The sequence below is a fragment of the Rhodanobacter denitrificans genome (genome assembly GCF_000230695.2).
GTDB classification, from domain to species: Bacteria; Pseudomonadota; Gammaproteobacteria; order Xanthomonadales; family Rhodanobacteraceae; genus Rhodanobacter; species Rhodanobacter denitrificans.
On record NC_020541.1, the window covers coordinates 1,971,807 to 1,990,637 of the forward strand.

The following is an 18,831-nucleotide window of genomic DNA, read 5'->3' on the forward strand; positions in this document are numbered from 1 at the left end:
TGCGCACGAACTTTCCGGTCCACCGGTTGAGGGTGCCTTCGGGTGGTTGCACAGAACCGACCGTCGTCACCATTGGCCAAAACCCCCTGCCGCGGCAGGGGCACAGAAACCGCCGCGCAACCCGCTCAGGACTGCACGACGGCAAGTACTTTCGCGACGACCTCGTCGATGCCCATCCCGGTGGTATCCACCAGCACGGCATCCTCGGCAGGCTTGAGCGGCGCAACCGCCCGCGATGCATCGCGGCTGTCACGCGCCTCAATTTCTCGCTGAAGGCCGGCAAGTGTAACGCTGAGTCCCTTTTCCTTCAACTGCTTATAGCGCCTTTTCGCCCGCTCGGCGGCGCTCGCGGTGAGGAAAACCTTGTGCACGGCATCCGGGAAGATCACCGTGCCCATGTCGCGCCCGTCGGCGACCAGGCCGGGCGCCTTGCGGAAGCCCAGTTGCAGCGCCACCAGCGCCTCGCGCACCGACGGCATCGAGGCGATCGCCGAGGCCGCCGCCCCGGCGGTCTCGGTGCGCAGCTCGTCAGTGGCGTCGTGTCCGTTGACGATCACCCGGGTCTCGCCGCCGTCGCTGGCAGCGCGGAACTGGATCTTCGTGCCCTGCGCGCAGCGGGTCACCGCCTCCACGTCCGACAAGTCCAGCCCGGCCATGCCGGCGGCGTAGCCCACGGCGCGGTACAGCGCGCCGGAATCCAGCAGCCGCCAGCCCAGCCGTTCGGCCACCAAGGCGCTGACGGTGCCCTTGCCCGACCCCGACGGCCCGTCGATCGTGAGTACGGGTACGACGGGAGCATGGCTCATGGAAGGACCCTGGCTGAATGGCTAAGGCCGGAAGTTTACCGCGTTGACCCCACCGGGGACGCGTGCTATCTAGCCGATCTCCTTGTCTGCAGCCCTGTCCGAACCGCCTTATGACCGACCTTCGCCGCGAGTTCGAGCAGGCTGCCAAGGACATCCGGCAATTGGCCCGGCGCCCCGACAACGACACCTTGCTGAAGCTCTACGCGCTCTACAAGCAGGGCTCGGAGGGTGACCTCAAGCGCGTCCAGCCCGGTTTCTTCGACTTCGTCGGCACAGCCAAGCACGAGGCCTGGGCGCAGCTGAACGGCGTCTCCGAAGAAGAAGCCATGCGCCGCTACATTGCGCTGGTTTACCAATTGCTGGCCTGATCCGGGCTGCCGTACTCACGAGAGGCTTGCTTTCAAACGCCGAACACCGGCACATTCATACGATCGTTTGAGCCTCGTGTGGATCGCATGCATTACCCGAACCTGTTCGCCCCGCTCGATCTGGGCCATGTCACCCTGCCCAACCGTATCCTGATGGGCTCGATGCACACCGGGCTGGAAGACAAGGCCAGCGACTACGACAAGCTGGCTGCGTACTTCGCCGAGCGCGCCCGCGGCGGCGTCGGGCTGATGGTCACCGGCGGCATCTCGCCCAGCATCGAAGGCTGGCTGAAGCCGTTCGGCGGCCGGCTCACCCTGCCTTGGCACAAGCCACGCCATCGCAAGCTGACCCGCGCCGTGCACGCTGCGGGCGGGCGCATCTGCCTGCAGATCCTGCATGCCGGCCGCTACGGCTACCACCCGTTGTCGGTGGCGCCATCGAGGATCAAGTCGCCGATCACTCCATTCACGCCACGGGCGCTCACCGCACGCGGCGTGGAGCGCACCATCGGCGACTTCGTGCACTGTGCGCGGCTGGCGCAGGATGCCGGCTACGACGGCGTCGAGGTGATGGGCTCGGAAGGCTACCTGATCAACGAGTTCATTGCCGCGCGTACCAACCGGCGCGACGATGCCTGGGGCGGCGACGCGACGCGGCGCATGCGCTTTCCGGTCGAGATCGTGCGCCGCACGCGCGCGGCGGTGGGCCGCGACTTCATCATCATCTACCGGCTGTCGATGCTCGACCTGGTCGAGGGCGGCCAGGACTGGAGCGAGGTCGCCACCCTGGCCAGGGCGATCGAGGCCGCCGGCGCCAGCATCATCAACACCGGCATCGGCTGGCACGAGGCGCGCGTGCCGACCATCGTCACCAGCGTGCCGCGCGCCGGCTTCGCCTGGGTCACGCAGAAGCTCAAGGGCGAGGTGTCGATCCCGCTGGTCGCCACCAACCGGATCAACATGCCGGACGTCGCCGAGCGCATCCTCGCCGATGGCGAAGCCGACATGGTCTCGATGGCGCGCCCGCTGCTGGCCGACCCGGCATGGGCGAACAAGGCGAAGGCCGGGCGCAGCGAACGCATCAACACCTGCATCGCCTGCAACCAGGCCTGCCTCGACCACGTGTTTCAGAACAAGCGCGCCAGCTGCCTGGTCAACCCGCGCGCCTGCCACGAGACCGAGCTGAAGGTCGAACCGGCCAGCGTGCGCAAGCGCATCGCCGTGGTCGGTGCAGGCCCGGCCGGCATGGCCTGCGCCGCCACGCTGGGCGAGCGCGGCCATGCCGTGGTCCTGATCGACCAGGCCAGCGAGATCGGCGGCCAGTTCAACTACGCCAAGCAGATTCCGGGCAAGGAAGAGTTCCACGAAACGCTGCGCTATTTCCGCCACCAACTGGACGACACCGGCGTCGACGTCCACCTCGGCCAGGTTGCGGATGCCGCCTCGCTGCGCGCCGGCGGCTATGACGAAGTGGTGATCGCCACCGGCATCACGCCGCGCCAGGCGAGCTTTCCCGGCAGCGACGACCCGCGCGTGCTGGGCTATCTCGATGTGCTGGCCCGGCATCAGCCGGTGGGCGCCAGGGTGGCGATCATCGGCGCCGGCGGCATCGGTTTCGACGTGGCCGAGTTCCTGGTCGAACACGCACCCTCGCCCACCACCGACGTGGCCCGCTGGACCCGCGAATGGGGAGTGGACATGCAGCTGCGGCAGCGCAGCGGCCTGCAGCCGCCACAGCCGGAAGCGCCGGCGCGGCAAGTCTGGCTGCTCCAGCGCAGCGAGGGTCGCCCCGGCGCGAGGCTCAACAAGACGACCGGCTGGGTACATCGGGCCACGCTCAAGGCGAAACGGGTGACCATGCTGGGCAATGTCGGCTATGAACGTTTCGATGACCTGGGCCTGCACATCACCGTCGACGGCAAGCCACAGATCCTGCCGGTCGAGCACGTGGTGGTCTGCGCCGGCCAGCTGCCGAACCGCCGGCTGGCCGAGGAACTGATCGCCGCCGGCATGAAGGTGCACGTGATCGGCGGCGCCGACGTGGCCGCCGAGCTGGATGCCAAGCGCGCCATCGCCCAGGGCACCCGCGTGGCCAGCGCAATCTAGGCGCCGGTACGCCGACACCGCTGCCCGATGGCAGCGGTGTCGGTCATCCAAAAGAAAGCGCCCCGCAGGGAAGACGCATCGACATGGGCTCAGGGGGGGAGTTGAACCAGATGTCGTATTTAGCGTCGCTGCGGGGCGAGGGCCGCCGCCACCAGGGGGGAGGGGAAGTGGCGGGACGGAGGTGATTTTATGATCGACGGAATAAAGTATCTAATATATATTTAGGCCGTTATTGATTTCGAATCGCTATATGTTTGACCTTCGCCAGCTGCGCTACTTCATCGCCGTCGCGGAAGAGCTGAGTTTCACCCGCGCTGCGCTGCGCCTGCATCTCTCCCAGCCGCCCCTGTCGCAACAGATCCAGTCGCTGGAACGGGATCTGGGCGTGCGCCTGCTGGAGCGCACCAAACGCAGTGTGACGCTGACCGAGCCCGGTCGGGTGTTCCTGGGGCAGGCACGACAGATCCTGGCCAAGGTGGACGAGGCGCGCAGCCAGACGGTGGCCGCCGCCGCGGGTTACAGCGGCCAGTTGCGGCTGGCCTATACCGTCTCGGTCTCGTTCCATCCGGCTATGCCGCAAACCTTGCTGCGTTTTGGCCAGATCGCTCCCGACGTGCGCCTGCAACTCAGCGAGATGTACACCGAGCCGCAGTTCGCGGCCCTGCTCGCCGGCAAGATCGACGTCGGCTTTGTCCGTGACGAGCCGATGCAGGCGCAGTACGCCCGCGACTTGCGCTGCAGCGTGATCGATCGCGAACCCCTGCTGCTTGCGTTGCCTGCCGGCCATCCGCTGGCTGGCCGCAGCAGCCTGCGTCTAGCCGAAGTGGCCGGCGATGCGTTCGTGTCGCAACCGCGTGAGCTCGCTGCCACGCTTTACGACCGGCTGGTGAAACTGGCGACGCGGGCCGGTTTCCAGCCGTCGATCACCCAGCATGCCCAGCAGATCAACGGCCTGCTGGCCCTGGTTGCCGCCGGGCTGGGGCTGGCGCTGGTGCCGGCCAGCATGCGCACCGTGCGCCTGGCCGGGATCTGCTACGTGCCACTGGAGGACCCCGATGCCTTTCTGTTGCTGGCCGTGGCCTGTCGGGCCAGCGATCAGTCCCCCGCCCTGCAGCAATTCCTGGCCACGGTGGCGCAGACGGCCGTCGCGTCGGACTTGTGACAAACCATGTGGCTCGCTATACTTGCCCGCTTACATTTTAGTCTAGTGTCAGGAGCTGGCCGTGAAGGTGCTTAACTCTTTGAAGTCCGCCAAGGCGCGGCATCGCGACTGCAAGGTTGTGCGCCGTCGCGGCAAGGTATTCGTAATCTGCAAGAGCAACCCCCGTTTCAAGGCTCGCCAGCGCTGAGTGCAGCCTGACGACGCCACGAAAAAGGCCGCGCAAGCGGCCTTTTTCGTGGGTGTTCCTGCGGCCTGCGGCGGCGCAAGCCGTCACTCGTAACGGACGTCGATGATCTCGTAGTGCTTGACGCCGTTCGGTGCGGTGAACTCGAAGCTGTCGCCGGCGCTCTTGCCGATCAGCGCGCGGGCGATCGGGGAGGACACCGCAATCAGCCGTTGCTTGATGTCCGCCTCCAGGTCGCCGACGATCTGGTAGGTCACCAGGGTACCGGAGTCCTCGTCCTCCAGATCCACGGTGGCGCCAAACACCACGCGGTTGCCCGGGTTGAGTCGGGCGACGTCGATGACCTCGGCGGTCGACAGCAAGGCCTCCAGTTGGGCGATGCGGCCCTCGGTGAAGCTCTGCAGTTCGCGCGCGGCGTGGTACTCCGCGTTCTCCTTGAGGTCGCCATGGGCGCGGGCCTCGGCAATCGCCGCGATGATGCGCGGACGCTCGACCGATTTCAGCCGCTCCAGTTCCGCGCGCAGGCGCTCGGAGCCGGTCTTGGTGATGGGAGCGCGACTCATGCGCTGAGCTCCTTGTGCAGTTCCTGCAGGCTGTGTACTTCACCGTCGACGTGAAAGTCCAGCGAATGCACGAGCGCGCGGGCGCCCGCCACCGTGGTGGAATAGGTGACGCGATGCTGCAGCGCCTCGCGCCGGATCGAGAACGAATCGGCGATCGCCTGCTTGCCCTCGGTCGTGTTGACGATATAGACGATCTCGCCGTTCTTGATCAGGTCAACGATGTGCGGACGCCCCTCGAGCACCTTGTTGATCCGCTCGCAGGCCACGCCGTGCCCGGTCAGGTAGCTGGCGGTGCCGGCGGTTGCCACCAGGTTGAAGCCGCGTGCAATGATCTCGCGAGCCACCGGCAACAAGCGATCCTTGTCGCCGTCGCGCACCGACAGGAACGCCTTGCCGACCGTCGGCGCCTTGATCCCGGCCGCTTCGTGGCCACGCGCGAACGCCGCGCCGAAACTGCGCCCCACGCCCATCACCTCGCCGGTCGAACGCATCTCCGGGCCAAGGATCGGGTCGACGTTCTGGAACTTCAGGAACGGGAAGATCGCCTCCTTCACCGAGTAGTACGCCGGGATCACCTCGCGCGTCGCGCCCAGGCTGATCAGCGAACGCCCGGCCATCACACGGGCGGCGATCTTGGCCAGCGGCACGCCGGTGGCCTTGGACACGAACGGCACCGTGCGCGATGCGCGCGGATTCACTTCCAGGATATAGACGGTGTCGCCCTGGATCGCGAACTGCGTGTTCATCAGGCCGATGACCTTCAGCTCTTTCGCCATCGCGCTGACCTGGCGGCGCATCTCGTTCTGGATCGATGCGCTCAGCGAATACGGCGGCAGCGAGCAGGACGAATCGCCCGAATGCACGCCGGCCTCCTCGATGTGTTCCATGATGCCGCCGATCAGCACGGTGCCTTCGGCATCGGCGATCACGTCCACGTCGACCTCGACCGCGTGGTCGAGGAAGCGGTCCAGCAGCACCGGCGAATCGTTCGATACCTTCACCGCATCGCGGATGTAGCGCGACAGGTCGGCGTCGTCATGCACCACTTCCATCGCGCGGCCGCCGAGCACGTAGCTCGGCCGCACCACCAGCGGATAGCCGATCTCGCGGGCCAGCGCCAGCGCCTCGTCGGCATTGCGCGCGGTGCGGTTCGGCGGCTGCTTCAGGCCGATCTTCTCGATCATGTGCTGGAAACGCTCGCGGTCCTCGGCCAGGTCGATCGAGTCGGGGCTGGTGCCAATGATCGGCACGCCGGCGGCTTCCAGCGCGCGCGCCAGCTTCAGCGGGGTTTGCCCGCCGTACTGCACGATCACGCCCTTCGGTTTCTCGACGTGGACGATCTCCAGCACGTCCTCCAGCGTCAGCGGCTCGAAGTACAGGCGGTCGGAGGTGTCGTAATCGGTCGACACCGTCTCCGGGTTGCAGTTGACCATGATGGTTTCGTAGCCATCCTCGCGCAGCGCCAGCGAGGCATGCACGCAGCAATAGTCGAACTCGATGCCCTGTCCGATCCGGTTCGGGCCGCCGCCGAGCACGATGATCTTGTCACGGCCGGTCGGCGCCGCTTCGCATTCTTCCTCGTAGGTCGAATACATGTAGGCGGTGCTGGTGGCGAACTCGGCCGCGCAGGAATCCACCCGCTTGTACACTGGGCGCACGCCCAGGGTGTGGCGCAGGTGACGCACGGCGGCCTCGTCGGTGCCGATCAGCTCGGCAATGCGCGCGTCGGCGAAGCCGAGCCGCTTGAGCTCGCGCAGGCGCGACGCATCGAGCGCGGTGATGCCCTGCCGGGTGATCTCCGCTTCAGTCAGCACGATGTCCTCGAACGCGGCAAGGAACCACGGATCGACCCGGCTGAGGTTGAACACTTCCTCCAGCGACAGCCCGGCGCGGAACGCATCGGCCAGATGGAACACGCGATCGGGGCGCGGCTCGCGCAATTCCCGCTTGAGCACGGCCAGCCCGTCGTCGGTGCCGAGGTCCAGGCCGGTGGGATTGAGGCCGGTCTTGCCGATCTCCAGCCCGCGCAAGGCCTTCTGCAACGACTCGTGGAAGCTGCGGCCGATCGCCATCACCTCGCCGACCGACTTCATCTGCGTGGTCAGGCGCGCATCGGCCGCCGGGAACTTCTCGAAGGCGAAACGCGGGATCTTGGTGACCACGTAGTCGATCGACGGCTCGAACGAGGCCGGCGTCAGGCCGCCGGTGATGTCGTTCTTCAGTTCGTCCAGCGTGTAGCCCACCGCCAGCTTGGCGGCGACCTTGGCGATCGGGAAGCCGGTCGCCTTCGACGCCAGCGCGGACGAGCGCGACACGCGCGGGTTCATCTCGATCACCACCACGCGGCCGTCGACGGGGTTGACGCCGAACTGCACGTTGGAGCCGCCGGTGTCCACGCCGATCTTGCGCAGCACCGCGATGCTCGCGTCGCGCAGGCGCTGGTACTCCTTGTCGGTGAGCGTCTGCGCCGGCGCCACGGTGATCGAGTCGCCGGTGTGCACGCCCATCGGGTCGAGGTTCTCGATGGCGCAGATGATGATGCAGTTGTCCGCGGTGTCGCGGACAACTTCCATCTCGAACTCCTTCCAGCCCAGCACCGATTCGTCGATCAGCACTTCGTGGGTGGGCGACATTTCCAGGCCGCGCTTGACGATGAGCTCGAACTCTTCCTTGTTGTAGGCGATGCCGCCGCCGGTGCCGCCCAGCGTGAAGCTGGGCCGGATGATCACCGGAAAGCCGAGCCTGGCCTGGATCTCCACCGCGTGCTCGAAGCTCTTGGCCACGTCGGATTTGGGGCTTTCCAGCCCGATCTCGGTCATCGCCTGCTTGAACAGTTCGCGATCCTCGGCCATGCGGATGGCTTCGCGCCTGGCGCCGATCAGTTCGACCTGGTACTTCTCCAGCACGCCGTGGTCGGCCAGGTCCAGCGCGCAATTCAGCGCGGTCTGGCCGCCCATCGTCGGCAGCACCGCATCCGGGCGCTCCTTGGCGATGATGCGCTCCACCGTCTGCCAGTTGATCGGCTCGATGTACACCGCGTCGGCGGTCTCCGGATCGGTCATGATCGTGGCCGGGTTGGAGTTCACCAGGATCACCCGGAAACCCTCTTCCTTCAGCGCCTTGCAGGCCTGCGCGCCGGAGTAGTCGAACTCGCAGGCCTGGCCGATCACGATCGGGCCGGCGCCGATGATGAGGATGCTCTTGATATCGGTGCGCTTAGGCATGCGTGCGGGCCTCCTGCATCAGTGCGGCGAAACGTTTGAACAGATAGCCGATGTCGAGCGGGCCCGGGCTCGCTTCGGGATGACCCTGGAAGCAGAACGCCGGCCGGTCGGTCAACGCGAAGCCCTGCAGCGAGCCGTCGAACAGCGAGGTGTGGGTAACCCGTACGTTCGCCGGCAGCGTGGTCGGGTCCACCGCGAAGCCGTGGTTCTGGCTGGTGATCAGCACGCGGCCATCATCCAGATCCTTCACCGGGTGATTCGCGCCGTGATGGCCGAACTTCATCTTCAGCGTCTTGCCACCCAGCGCCAGGCCCATCAGCTGATGGCCGAGGCAGATGCCGAAGAGCGGAATCTTCGCGTCGAGGAATTGCCGGGTCGCCGCGATGGCGTAATCGCACGCCGCCGGATCGCCGGGGCCGTTGGACAGGAACACGCCGTCGGGCTGCATGGCGAGCACTTCGGCGGCGGGCGTCTGCGCCGGCACCACGGTGACCTCGCAACCCTGCTCGGCCAGCAGGCGCAGGATGTTGAGCTTGGTGCCGAAGTCGTAGGCGACCACCTTGAAGCGCGTCGCGGGCTGGTTGAACGCGGTGCGGTCGAGGTCGTACACGCCCTGCTTCCACACGTACGGCCTGGCGGTACTGACCACCTTGGCCAGATCCATGCCGTTCAGGCCGGGGAACGCGCGCGCCTTGGCCAGCGCCGTTTCCGCGTCAACCTGCTCGCCCGCCACGATGCAGCCGGCGAGCGCGCCCTTGTCGCGCAGGATGCGGGTCAGTCGACGGGTGTCGATGCCGGCGATCGCGACCGTGCCGTGGCGCCGCAGGTAATCGGGCAAGCTCTCGGTGCTGCGCCAGCTGCTGGCGCGGCGCGGCACGTCGCGCACGATCAGTCCGGCCGCATGCACCGCGGTGGACTCGACGTCCTCGGCGTTGACGCCGGTGTTGCCGATGTGCGGATAGGTCAGCGTGACGATCTGGCGTGCGTAGGAAGGATCGGTGAGGATTTCCTGGTAGCCGGTCATCGCCGTGTTGAAAACCACCTCGCCGACGGTGTCGCCGACAGCGCCGACGGCGTGACCATGAAACAGGCTACCGTCTTCGAGGGCCAGCAGGGCAGGAATAGGCATCGGGGTAACCGCCTTTTGGATGCAGCAAAATCCGCAAGCCGCAGTATTGCTGGCTTGTGGAGCTTTGGTGGGGAAAGAAATTCGGGCGGGTGGAAATGATAAGCGGCGAGGTCGTTTCTGTCCACCTCACAGAACGTGAATCCGGGCCTTCCCTGGCTCTTTTGCGCCGAGCGGTCGGCGCTACACTAGGCCACTGTTTTGCCGGAGTCCGATGCCCCATGAGTGCTGCCGTACTGCTCGATCCCGCCCGTCTCGATCGTCCGGATACCACGGTTCAGCACCAGCCTTTCCCGTTCATGATGGCGCACGGTCAGTTGCCCGACGAAGTGCGCGACGACCTGGATCGCGACTTTCCGCGATACGCCAGCGCCGGTTTTTTCCCCTACGACCCGGCCGACTGCGGCCCGAGCGTCAACGCGCTGATCGAGAGCATGACCGCGCCGGCGTTTGCCCGCGCCATCGGCGCGCGCCTGGGCGTCGAGCATCTCGACCAGTACCCGACCCTGGTGACACTGTGCCGCCTGCTCAACAAGCGCCACGGCACCATCCATACCGACAGCAAGTCCAAGGTGGTCACCGCGCTGATCTATCTGAACCCGCAATGGCCGGACACCAGCGACGGCTGCTTGCGCTTTCTGCGCAAGATCGACGACATCGACAGTATCGTGGCACCGGAGCTGGCGCCGCTCTACGGCGAGTTCGCCGTGTTCAAGCGCTGCGAGAACTCCTTCCACGGCCACTTGCCTTACGAAGGCGAGCGGCGGGTGATCCAGGTGGCCTGGCTGACCAGCGAAGAAGAGAAGCGGCGCAAGACGAAACGCGGCAAGTTCTCTCGCGCTTTCAAGAAATTGTTCGGCAGCTTCGATACCCGGCTGGGCGCAGGCCGCGATCGCAACGCTTCGCATCGCGACTGAATCCGATCACGCCGTGGGCGCACCATGCTGGCGCTGGCGGCTCAGCGCGGCGCGGCGATCATGTCGTCCAATTGCCATGACCCCGCTGCACGCCCCGCCAGCCAGTGCGCCGCGTGCAAGGCGCCACGCGCGAAGATCGTGCGGTCGGTGGCGCGATGGATCAGCTCCAGTCGTTCGCCCTGCCCGATCAGCATGGCGGTGTGTTCGCCCACGATGTCGCCGCCGCGTACCACGGCGAAACCGATGCTGCCTTCGTTCCGCTCGCCGGTACGGCCTTCACGGCTGCAGACCGCCGCTGCTTCCAGCGTGGTATCGCGTGCCACCGCCGCCGCCCGGCCGAGCGCCAACGCGGTACCGGACGGCGCATCCTGCTTGCGGCCGTGGTGCGCCTCGACGATTTCCAGATCCCAGTCCGGCAGGGCCGCCGCTGCCTCGCGCAGCAGGCGCGTCAACACCGCCACGCCCAGGCTGAAATTGGCAGCGCGCAGGATCGCGATGCGCCGGGCGGCATCGGCCAGCCGTGCCTCGAGCGCGGCGTCGATGCCGGTAGTGCCGCTGACCAGCGCCGCACCTTGCGCGAGGCAATGATCGAGCGCATGTGCCAGCGCGGCGGGACTGCTGAAGTCGATGACGACATCGATCGGCGGCGCGTGCAGCCAGTCATGTGCATAACGCAGGAAACCCGCCGCGGAGCCGGGCACCGGCTGGCCGTCGTGAACCGAACCGGGCGCCACCACGGCATGCACCAGTTCGATGTGCTCGTCCCCGACGAGCAGGCCGAGCAGCGCGCGACCCATGCGACCAGAGGCGCCGCTCAAGGCAAGGCGAAGGGGACGGGTCATGGGCGGCGCGCTCGCAGAGTCGGGGCGTACATGCTAACCGCGCAACGGGATTTACGCGGTGACCTTGGACCAGAATTTCTTCACGCCGTCGACCCAGCCCTTGGCACGCGGCGTATGCTTGCCGGCGTCGCTGCTCTCGAAGGTGGCTTCCAGCGACTCCAGCAATTCGCGCTGTTGCTTGGTCAGCCGCACCGGCGTCTCCACCACCACGCGGCAGATCAGGTCGCCGTGGCGGCTGCTGCGCACCGACTTGACACCGCGACCGCGCAGGCGGAACTGGGTGCCAGTCTGGGTTTCCGGCGGAATGCTGACCGGTACTTCGCCCTCCAACGTCGGCACCGGCAGTTCGGCCCCCAGAGCCGCCTGCGAGAAACGGATCGGCAATTCGCAGTACAGGTCGTTGCCGTCGCGCTGGAAGATGTCGTGCTCGCGCACGCGCACCTCCACGTACAGGTCACCGGCCGGTGCGCCGGCCGGGCCGGCCTCGCCCTGCCCGGAAAGGCGAATGCGGTCGCCGTTGTCGACGCCTTCGGGGATCTGCACCGACAGCGTGCGGTTTTCCTCCAGACGGCCTTCGCCGTGGCACTTCTTGCACGGCTTTTCAATCGCCTGGCCGCTGCCGCCGCAATGCGGGCAGGCCTGCTGGATCGAGAAGATGCCGTTCTGCATGCGTACCTGGCCGTGGCCGTGGCAGGTCTTGCACTTGCTGATCTTGCCGTCCTCCGAGCCGCTGCCGTTGCAATGGTGGCAGTTGACCTGGGTCGGCACCTCGATCTGCCGGCTGACGCCGAACACGGCCTCCTCCAGGTCCAGCTCGATGATGTAGCGCAGGTCGGCGCCGCGTCGAGGCCGACCACGCCCGCCGCCGCTGCGGCCGAAGATGTCGCCGAAGATGTCACCGAAGATGTCGCCCATGTCGCCGAAGCCGGCGCCGCCGCGACCGCCGCCCATGCCGTTCTCGAAGGCGGCGTGGCCGTGCTGGTCGTACATCGCGCGCTTCGACGCGTCGGACAGGACTTCGTAGGCCTCCTTGGCCTCCTTGAACTTGTCCTGCGCGGTCGGGTCGTCCGGGCAGCGGTCCGGGTGGTATTTCATTGCCAGCCGGCGGAAGGATTTCTTCAGTTCGGCTTCGCCAACGCTGCGCTCGACGCCCAGCACCTCGTAGTAGTCACGCTTGTTCATTCATGCATCCACACTGCTTGTCACCACTCCGGCCGGCGAGGTCGACGGTCCCGCATACCCAATCAACAGACAGCCCGTGCCGGGGTTTCCCGGCACGGGCTGATTCATCGGCCGTGCCGACAATGCTTGCCGATTACTTCTTGTCGTCCTTCACTTCGGTGAACTCGGCGTCGACCACATCGTCGGGCTGGGCCGAGCCGCCCGGTGCGGATTGTGCACCGGCATCGGCCGTGCCACCCCCCTGCGCAGCGGCATGGAGCGCTTGGGCGACCTGCTCCAGCTTCTCCACCTTGGCCTCGATCGCCGCCTTGTCGTCGCCATCCTTGACCTTCTCCAGATCGGACAATGCGCCCTCGATGCTGCTGAGCTGGTCGGCCGGCACCTTGCCGCCGTGTTCCTTCAGCGCACTGCGGGTCGCGTGCACCAGCTGATCGGCCTTGTTGCGCGTGGCGACCAGCTCGTGGAACTTCTTGTCCTCTTCCTTGTTCGCCTCGGCGTCGGCGACCATCCGCGCGATCTCTTCCTCGGACAGGCCCGAACCGGCCTTGATCTCGATCTTCTGCTCCTTGCCGGTCTTCTTGTCCTTGGCCGACACGTGCAGGATGCCGTTCGCGTCGATGTCGAAGGTGACCTCGATCTGCGGCATGCCGCGCGGCGCCGGCTCGATGCCCTGCAGGTCGAACTTGCCCAGCGACTTGTTCGCGCTGGCGCGCTCGCGCTCGCCCTGCAGCACGTGCACGGTCACCGCGGTCTGGTTGTCGTCGGCGGTGGAGAAGGTCTGCGAGGCCTTGGTCGGCACCGTGGTGTTCTTCTCGATCAGTTTGGTCATCACGCCGCCCATCGTCTCGATACCCAGCGACAGCGGGGTGACGTCGAGCAGCAGCACGTCCTTGACCGAACCGCCCAGCACGCCGCCCTGGATCGCCGCGCCCACGGCGACGGCCTCGTCCGGGTTGACGTCCTTGCGCGGCTCCTTGCCGAAGAAGTCCTTCACCGCTTCCTGCACCTTCGGCATGCGGGTCTGGCCGCCGACCAGGATCACGTCGTCGATGTCGGCCACGCGCAGGCCGGCGTCGTTCAACGCGGTGCGGCACGGCTCGATGGTGCGCTTGACCAGGTCTTCCACCAGCGCTTCCAGCTTGGCCCGGGTCAGCTTGATGTTGAGGTGCTTCGGGCCGGACGCGTCGGCCGTCACGTACGGCAGGTTCACGTCGGTCTGGTGGTTGGAGGACAGCTCGATCTTGGCGCGCTCGGCCGCGTCCTTCAGACGCTGCAGCGCCAGCGGATCCTTGCGCAGGTCGATGCCCTGCTCTTTCTGGAACTCCTCGACCAGATAGTCGATGACGCGCATGTCGAAGTCCTCGCCGCCGAGGAAGGTGTCGCCGTTGGTGGCCAGCACTTCGAACTGCTTCTCGCCGTCGACTTCGGCGATCTCGATGATCGACACGTCGAAGGTGCCGCCGCCGAGGTCGTACACCGCGATCTTGCGGTCGCCGCCCTTCTTGTCCAGGCCATAGGCCAGCGCGGCCGCGGTCGGCTCGTTGATGATGCGCTTCACGTCGAGGCCAGCGATCTTGCCCGCATCCTTGGTCGCCTGGCGCTGGCTGTCGTTGAAGTAGGCCGGCACCGTGATCACCGCTTCGGTGATCGTCTCGCCGAGATAGTCCTCGGCGGTCTTCTTCATCTTCATCAGCACTTTCGCGGCGATTTCCTGCGGCGCCATCTTCTTGCCGTCGGAGGTCTGCACCCAGGCATCGCCGTTGTCGTGGGCGAGGATGCCGTAGGGCACGATGTGCAGATCTTTCTGCACTTCCTTGTCGGTGAACTTGCGGCCGATCAGGCGCTTCACCGCGTAGAAGGTGTTCTTCGGATTGGTCACGCTCTGGCGCTTGGCCGAGGCGCCCACCAGCACCTCGCCATCCTTGGTGAAGGCGACGATGGAGGGGGTGGTGCGATCGCCTTCCGAGTTCTCGATGACCTTGGTCGTGCTGCCGTCCATCACGGACACGCAGGAGTTGGTCGTGCCCAGGTCGATACCGATGATCTTGCCCATGTGATTGCTCTCCGAATTTTGCTTGCGGCCCCCGCGGCCGCGATGGTTTCCAGATGGGGGCCTGCCTTGGCGATTCAATGCCGGCAAGGCCCCGGATGCGATTTGGCGATGTCCGCCACCGCGCCGTTCAGGCGGGCGCCAGCAGCGGCGCCGCTCAGTCCTTTGCGACCGCGACCAGCGCGGGACGCAACAGGCGATCGTTCAGTACATAGCCTTTCTGCAGCACGCTGACCACGGTGCCCGGCGCCTGGCCCGGCGCCTCGACCATGCTCACCGCATGGTGGCGTTCCGGATCGAGCGGCTGGCCCAGCGGGTCGACCTGCGCCATGCCGTGGTTCTCTGCCACCTTGAGCAGCGCCTTCAGGGTCAGGCCGAGGCCTTCGCGCATCGAGGCGACGTCGCCGCCCTCCACGGCAAGGCCGCTTTCCAGGCCGTCGTAGACCGGCAGCAGTTCGCTCAGCAGCTTCTCGTTGGCGAAGCGGCGCGCCTGTTCGAGGTCGCGATGCAGTCGGCGTCGCTGGTTTTCGAGTTCGGCCTTTTCGCGCAGCACGGTCTCGTGCAACTCGGCATTGCTTGCCTCCAGCCCAGCCACGCGCGCCTGCAGGTTCTCCAGTTCCGTGTTCGACGATTCACCCGGCTGGCCCTGGACTGGCGTATCGCCAGGCGACTGCGGATCGTTGTTCTGCATGCTCACTCCAAACGATTGTCAATGGCCGGCATGCATGCCGACCGCCCTGGAAAATTGGCGAGAAACCCCGCTCCCGCAGCGGTTATAAGGTCGTGGCGGCGCGATTCAAGGCGTCGCTGAGCAATCCGGCGGTGGCTTGTACCACCGGGATCACCCGCTCGTAGGCCATCCGGGTGGGGCCGATCACGCCGACCGCGCCGAGCACGCGCCCCTGCGCGCCGTAACTGGCGGTGACCACGCTGCAGCCGTCGAGTGCGGTGAAGCCGGATTCCTCGCCGATGAACAGGCGTACGCCTGGCGCCCGCGCACAGACTTCCATCAACTGCAGCAATTCGTTCTTTTGCTGGAACGCCTCGAACAATTCGCGCAGGCGCTGCAGGTCGGCCAGCTCGGAGTAGCCCATCAGATTGGTCTGGCCGCTGACCAGCACGTCCGGGCCAGCCGGGCCGCTCGCCGGCGGTGCGAACGAGGCGGTGGCCAGCTCCACCGTGCTGGCCAGCAGCTGGTTGAGTTCGCTGCCGGTCTTGCGCACTTCGGCCAGCAGGTGGGCGCGAATATCGTCCACGCGCAGACCAGCGAAATGGCTGTTCAGATAGTTCGCCGCCTGCTCCAGCTCGCGGCTGCCGAGCGGCCGGGCCAGTTGCACGATGCGGTTCTGCACCTGGTTGTCGCTGAACACCAAGATCACCAGCACCCGTGCGTCCGGCAGCGCCACGAAATCGATGTGCCGCAGCGGGAAATCGGCCTGGCGCGGCACGGTGACCACACCGGCGAAATGGGTCATCGCCGACAACAGGGTCGACACGTTGCCGAGCAGGTCGCGCGTGGTAGTCGGCCCCGGCGGCAGTTCACGCTGCAGGCGGGCCATCTCCGCGCGCGGCAGCGGCTGCAGTTCGATCAGGCTGTCGACGAACAGGCGCAAGCCGCGCGGCGTGGGCACCCGCCCCGCCGAGGTGTGCGGCGAGGCGACCAGCCCGGCATCCTCGAGGTCGGCCATGATGTTGCGGATCGTCGCCGGGCTCACGTCCAGGCCGGACGAACGCGACAGCGTGCGCGAACCGACGGGCTCGCCATCGACCAGGTACTGGGCAATCAGCGTGCGCAACAAGCGGCGCGCGCGCGCGTCGAGGTCGTGGCCATGCGGCTTGATCATGCTGTCGTAGCAATCCTTGAGACGCTACAGAAATAAGGTCTGCGCGCGCAGCTTGCAAGTGGAACGGTGTCTTGTGCCGCCGGGCTGCCGCTACAATCCCGCCATTCCACCACCAGCCTGCCCATGCTCACTTCGCTCTACGTCCGCCATTTCGCCGTCGTCGAAGCCGCCGAGGTCGCGTTCGGCCCGGGCCTGACCGTGGTCAGCGGCGAGACCGGTGCCGGCAAATCGCTGCTGGTCGATGCGCTGATGCTGCTGGCCGGCGCCCGTGCCGACAGCGGCATGGTACGCGCCGGCAGCGATCGCGCCGAACTGGCGGCCGAATTCGATCTGACCGGACTGCCCGCCGCGCGCAACTGGCTGCAGCGCGAGGAACTGGATGAGGACGGCGGCTGCCAGCTGCGCCGGGTGATCCGCGCCGAGGGTAGTTCCAGGGCCTGGATCAACGGCCGCCCCGCGAACGCCCGCCAGCTCGGCGAGCTGGCCGCGCTGCTGGTCGAGATCCACGGACAGCACGAGCACCAGGCGCTGCTGTCGCGCCCACACCAGCTCGCCCTGCTGGATGCTTACGCCGGCCACGATGAGCTGCTGGCGCAAGTGCGCGACAGCGCCGCGCAGTGGCGCGAGCTGGGTGCGCGCATGCGCAAGCTCAGCGGCGGCGACGATCGCGGCCAGCGCATCGAACTGCTGCGCCATGAAATCGGCGAACTGGAGAAATGGGCGCTGCCTCCTGCCGAACTGGCCGAACTGGAGGCGGACCACCGACGCCTCGCCAACGCCGGCCGTCTGGCCGAAGGCTCTGCGGGTGTGGTCGAGCTGCTCGATGGCGACAGCGAATTCGCATTGCGCCGCGCCCTCGGCCGGGCCCACGCCGAACTCGGCAAGCTGGCTGCGCTCGACGACAGGCTGAACCCGCTGCTGGAACTGCTCGACAATGCCGGCATCCAGCTCGGCGAATCCGCCGACGGCCTGGCGCGCTATGCGCAGGATGTCGACCTCGACCCGCAGCGATTCACCGAAGTCGACAACCATCTGGCCCGCCTGCACGAGCTCTCGCGCCGGCACCGACTGCCGGTGGCCGAGTTGCACGACCGGCTGGCCGCCCTGCAGGCCGAACTGGCCGAGCTCGAAGGCGCCGGCGACGCATTGGAACGGCTGGCGGAGCAACGCCGGCGACTGCAGGACGATTACGTCGGTGCGGCGGCCAGGCTCAGCGCGGCGCGCGCGGCGGCCGGCGACCGGCTTGGCGACGAGGTCAGCACGTTGATGGCTGAACTGGGCATGGCCGGCGGGCTGCTGCGCGTCGAGCTGGAGCCATCCGCCGGCAGCGAGCCGGACCCGCAGGGCGAGGAGCGCTGCGAATTGCTGGTGAGCGCGAACCCCGGGCAGCCGCCGCGGCCGCTGCGCAAGGTGGCCTCCGGCGGCGAGCTGGCGCGCATCAGCCTGGCGATCGAAGTGGCCACTCTGGGCAAGGACACCATCGGCAGCATGATCTTCGATGAGGTCGACAGCGGCATCGGCGGCGCGGTCGCTGAAGTGGTCGGGCAGAAACTGCGTGCGCTGGGCGTCCAGCGCCAGGTGCTGTGCGTCACTCACCTGCCGCAGGTGGCCGCCCAGGGCCATGCGCATCTCAGGGTCAGCAAGTCCAGCGATGGCGACGCCACCCGTACCCAGATCGAACGGCTCGACGCTGCCGGCCGGCGCGACGAGCTGGCCCGCATGCTGGGCGGCGTCGAGATCACCCGCGAGACGCGGGCCCATGCGAAGCAGATGCTGGAGCGCGCGCAGACCGTCTGATCCGGCGACCGCTCACCCGGCCGGCGGCAACATCCCGCGCTCGGTGGCCATCCGGTACAGGTCCAGTTCCGAACCGGCGCCCAGCTTGCCCATCAGGCTGGCACGATGGATGTAGACCGTCTTCTGGCCGATACCCAGTTCCGCCGCTACCTGCTTCGGCGCGCGACCACCGGCCAGCAGCAGGAAGACCTCGCGCTCGCGTGCGGTCAGCCGGTTGATCGGGTCCAGCGCCGCATCCGGCCGGTCGGCCCGGCGCTGGCGCAAGTCGGAGCTGAGGAAGCACTCGCCCTGCATCACTGCACGCAGGCCTGCCACCAGTTCCTCCGGTGCCACGCCCTTGGTGACGTAGCCACTGGCGCCGCGACGCAGCGCTTCGGACACGTAAGGCTCGCCGTCGTGCATGCTCAGCACCACCACATGGGTTTGCGCATGCACGCTGAGCAAATGTTCGATCAGCGGCAACCCGCTGCCATCCGGCAGCGAAAGATCGAGGGCGACCAGGTCGGGGTGCCAGTGTCCCACCGCCTCGACCGCGTCGTCGGCGCTGCGGCACTCGGCCACCACGTCGAGATCGGGCTCCATCTCGATCAGCCGCTTGAAACCCTCGCGAACGATGGCATGGTCATCAACCAGAACGATGCTGTACATCCCACTACTTTA

Annotated in this window: 16 protein-coding genes; 6 read left to right on the top strand and 10 right to left on the bottom strand. The window is 67.0% G+C overall.

Going from position 1 to position 18,831, the window contains the following annotated elements:
* Positions 1-125 precede the first annotated feature (125 nt).
* Positions 126-806, bottom strand: a complete 681-nt coding sequence (gene cmk, locus R2APBS1_RS08870) for a (d)CMP kinase (protein ID WP_015447682.1) — start codon at positions 804-806, stop codon at positions 126-128.
* A 110-nt stretch (positions 807-916) separates the two neighbouring features.
* Here cmk and R2APBS1_RS08875 point away from each other — a divergent pair, with 110 nt between their 5' ends.
* From R2APBS1_RS08875 to ykgO, 4 genes are all read left to right on the top strand, one after another.
* Positions 917-1,174, top strand: coding sequence for an acyl-CoA-binding protein (locus tag R2APBS1_RS08875; RefSeq protein ID WP_015447683.1), 258 nt, complete (start codon positions 917-919; stop codon positions 1,172-1,174).
* An 87-nt stretch (positions 1,175-1,261) separates the two neighbouring features.
* Positions 1,262-3,280, top strand: coding sequence for an NADPH-dependent 2,4-dienoyl-CoA reductase (locus R2APBS1_RS08880; protein ID WP_015447684.1), 2,019 nt, complete (start codon positions 1,262-1,264; stop codon positions 3,278-3,280).
* 250 nt (positions 3,281-3,530) lie between these two features.
* Positions 3,531-4,442 (top strand): LysR family transcriptional regulator, encoded by a 912-nt coding sequence (locus R2APBS1_RS08885; RefSeq protein WP_041676715.1) that lies wholly within the window; start codon positions 3,531-3,533, stop codon positions 4,440-4,442.
* Positions 4,443-4,503: 61 nt separating this feature from the next.
* Positions 4,504-4,629 (top strand): type B 50S ribosomal protein L36, encoded by a 126-nt coding sequence (gene ykgO, locus R2APBS1_RS19615; protein ID WP_007508267.1) that lies wholly within the window; start codon positions 4,504-4,506, stop codon positions 4,627-4,629.
* An 83-nt stretch (positions 4,630-4,712) separates the two neighbouring features.
* Here the strand turns inward: ykgO and greA are convergent, their stop codons facing one another.
* The 3 genes from greA to carA are packed head-to-tail and all read right to left on the bottom strand — an operon-like array spanning position 4,713 to position 9,542.
* A complete protein-coding gene (greA, locus tag R2APBS1_RS08890; protein WP_007508260.1) occupies positions 4,713-5,189 on the bottom strand; it encodes a transcription elongation factor GreA in 477 nt (158 codons plus the stop codon).
* Positions 5,186-8,413, bottom strand: a complete 3,228-nt coding sequence (carB, locus tag R2APBS1_RS08895; RefSeq protein WP_015447686.1) for a carbamoyl-phosphate synthase large subunit — start codon at positions 8,411-8,413, stop codon at positions 5,186-5,188. Before carB ends, greA begins: the two co-directional genes overlap by 4 nt.
* A complete protein-coding gene (carA, locus tag R2APBS1_RS08900) occupies positions 8,406-9,542 on the bottom strand; it encodes a glutamine-hydrolyzing carbamoyl-phosphate synthase small subunit (protein ID WP_015447687.1) in 1,137 nt (378 codons plus the stop codon). The genes carB and carA overlap by 8 nt, the downstream gene beginning before the upstream one ends.
* Before the next feature lie 218 nt (positions 9,543-9,760).
* Here carA and R2APBS1_RS08905 point away from each other — a divergent pair, with 218 nt between their 5' ends.
* Entirely contained in the window at positions 9,761-10,456 is a 696-nt protein-coding gene (locus R2APBS1_RS08905; protein ID WP_015447688.1) for a 2OG-Fe(II) oxygenase, read from the top strand.
* A 41-nt stretch (positions 10,457-10,497) separates the two neighbouring features.
* Here the strand turns inward: R2APBS1_RS08905 and dapB are convergent, their stop codons facing one another.
* From dapB to hrcA, 5 genes are all read right to left on the bottom strand, one after another.
* On the bottom strand, positions 10,498-11,298 hold the full coding sequence (dapB, locus tag R2APBS1_RS08910; RefSeq protein ID WP_015447689.1) for a 4-hydroxy-tetrahydrodipicolinate reductase: 801 nt from the start codon (positions 11,296-11,298) through the stop codon (positions 10,498-10,500).
* A gap of 51 nt (positions 11,299-11,349) precedes the next feature.
* Positions 11,350-12,480: a molecular chaperone DnaJ gene (dnaJ, locus tag R2APBS1_RS08915; protein ID WP_015447690.1), complete on the bottom strand. Its 1,131-nt coding sequence runs from the start codon at positions 12,478-12,480 to the stop codon at positions 11,350-11,352.
* Positions 12,481-12,613: 133 nt separating this feature from the next.
* Complete coding sequence (gene dnaK, locus R2APBS1_RS08920) at positions 12,614-14,533, bottom strand: molecular chaperone DnaK (RefSeq protein WP_015447691.1); 1,920 nt, start codon at positions 14,531-14,533, stop codon at positions 12,614-12,616.
* Between the two features lie 154 nt (positions 14,534-14,687).
* Positions 14,688-15,221, bottom strand: coding sequence for a nucleotide exchange factor GrpE (grpE, locus tag R2APBS1_RS08925; RefSeq protein WP_015447692.1), 534 nt, complete (start codon positions 15,219-15,221; stop codon positions 14,688-14,690).
* Positions 15,222-15,303: 82 nt separating this feature from the next.
* On the bottom strand, positions 15,304-16,374 hold the full coding sequence (gene hrcA / locus R2APBS1_RS08930) for a heat-inducible transcriptional repressor HrcA (RefSeq protein WP_007508243.1): 1,071 nt from the start codon (positions 16,372-16,374) through the stop codon (positions 15,304-15,306).
* Between the two features lie 123 nt (positions 16,375-16,497).
* Between hrcA and recN the strand changes: the two genes are divergently transcribed.
* Positions 16,498-18,171 (top strand): DNA repair protein RecN, encoded by a 1,674-nt coding sequence (recN, locus tag R2APBS1_RS08935; protein WP_015447693.1) that lies wholly within the window; start codon positions 16,498-16,500, stop codon positions 18,169-18,171.
* Between the two features lie 12 nt (positions 18,172-18,183).
* On the opposite strand, the gene R2APBS1_RS08940 is transcribed toward recN, so the two are convergent.
* Positions 18,184-18,819 carry a response regulator transcription factor gene (locus R2APBS1_RS08940; RefSeq protein ID WP_015447694.1) on the bottom strand — a complete coding sequence of 212 codons (636 nt, stop codon included), beginning with the start codon at positions 18,817-18,819 and terminating at the stop codon, positions 18,184-18,186.
* Between the last annotated feature and the right edge of the window lie 12 nt (positions 18,820-18,831).

Bases quoted from the DNA above. Each gene is read 5' to 3' on its own strand.
- dnaK (WP_015447691.1), bottom strand. From the start codon at position 14,533: ATGGGCAAGATCATCGGTATCGACCTGGGCACGACCAACTCCTGCGTG.
- carA (WP_015447687.1), bottom strand. From the start codon at position 9,542: ATGCCTATTCCTGCCCTGCTGGCCCTCGAAGACGGTAGCCTGTTTCAT.
- R2APBS1_RS08905 (WP_015447688.1), top strand. From the start codon at position 9,761: ATGAGTGCTGCCGTACTGCTCGATCCCGCCCGTCTCGATCGTCCGGAT.
- recN (WP_015447693.1), top strand. From the start codon at position 16,498: ATGCTCACTTCGCTCTACGTCCGCCATTTCGCCGTCGTCGAAGCCGCC.
- dnaJ (WP_015447690.1), bottom strand. From the start codon at position 12,480: ATGAACAAGCGTGACTACTACGAGGTGCTGGGCGTCGAGCGCAGCGTT.
- R2APBS1_RS08875 (WP_015447683.1), top strand. From the start codon at position 917: ATGACCGACCTTCGCCGCGAGTTCGAGCAGGCTGCCAAGGACATCCGG.
- greA (WP_007508260.1), bottom strand. From the start codon at position 5,189: ATGAGTCGCGCTCCCATCACCAAGACCGGCTCCGAGCGCCTGCGCGCG.
- dapB (WP_015447689.1), bottom strand. From the start codon at position 11,298: ATGACCCGTCCCCTTCGCCTTGCCTTGAGCGGCGCCTCTGGTCGCATG.
- R2APBS1_RS08880 (WP_015447684.1), top strand. From the start codon at position 1,262: ATGCATTACCCGAACCTGTTCGCCCCGCTCGATCTGGGCCATGTCACC.
- grpE (WP_015447692.1), bottom strand. From the start codon at position 15,221: ATGCAGAACAACGATCCGCAGTCGCCTGGCGATACGCCAGTCCAGGGC.
- R2APBS1_RS08940 (WP_015447694.1), bottom strand. From the start codon at position 18,819: ATGTACAGCATCGTTCTGGTTGATGACCATGCCATCGTTCGCGAGGGT.
- carB (WP_015447686.1), bottom strand. From the start codon at position 8,413: ATGCCTAAGCGCACCGATATCAAGAGCATCCTCATCATCGGCGCCGGC.
- R2APBS1_RS08885 (WP_041676715.1), top strand. From the start codon at position 3,531: ATGTTTGACCTTCGCCAGCTGCGCTACTTCATCGCCGTCGCGGAAGAG.
- cmk (WP_015447682.1), bottom strand. From the start codon at position 806: ATGAGCCATGCTCCCGTCGTACCCGTACTCACGATCGACGGGCCGTCG.
- hrcA (WP_007508243.1), bottom strand. From the start codon at position 16,374: ATGATCAAGCCGCATGGCCACGACCTCGACGCGCGCGCGCGCCGCTTG.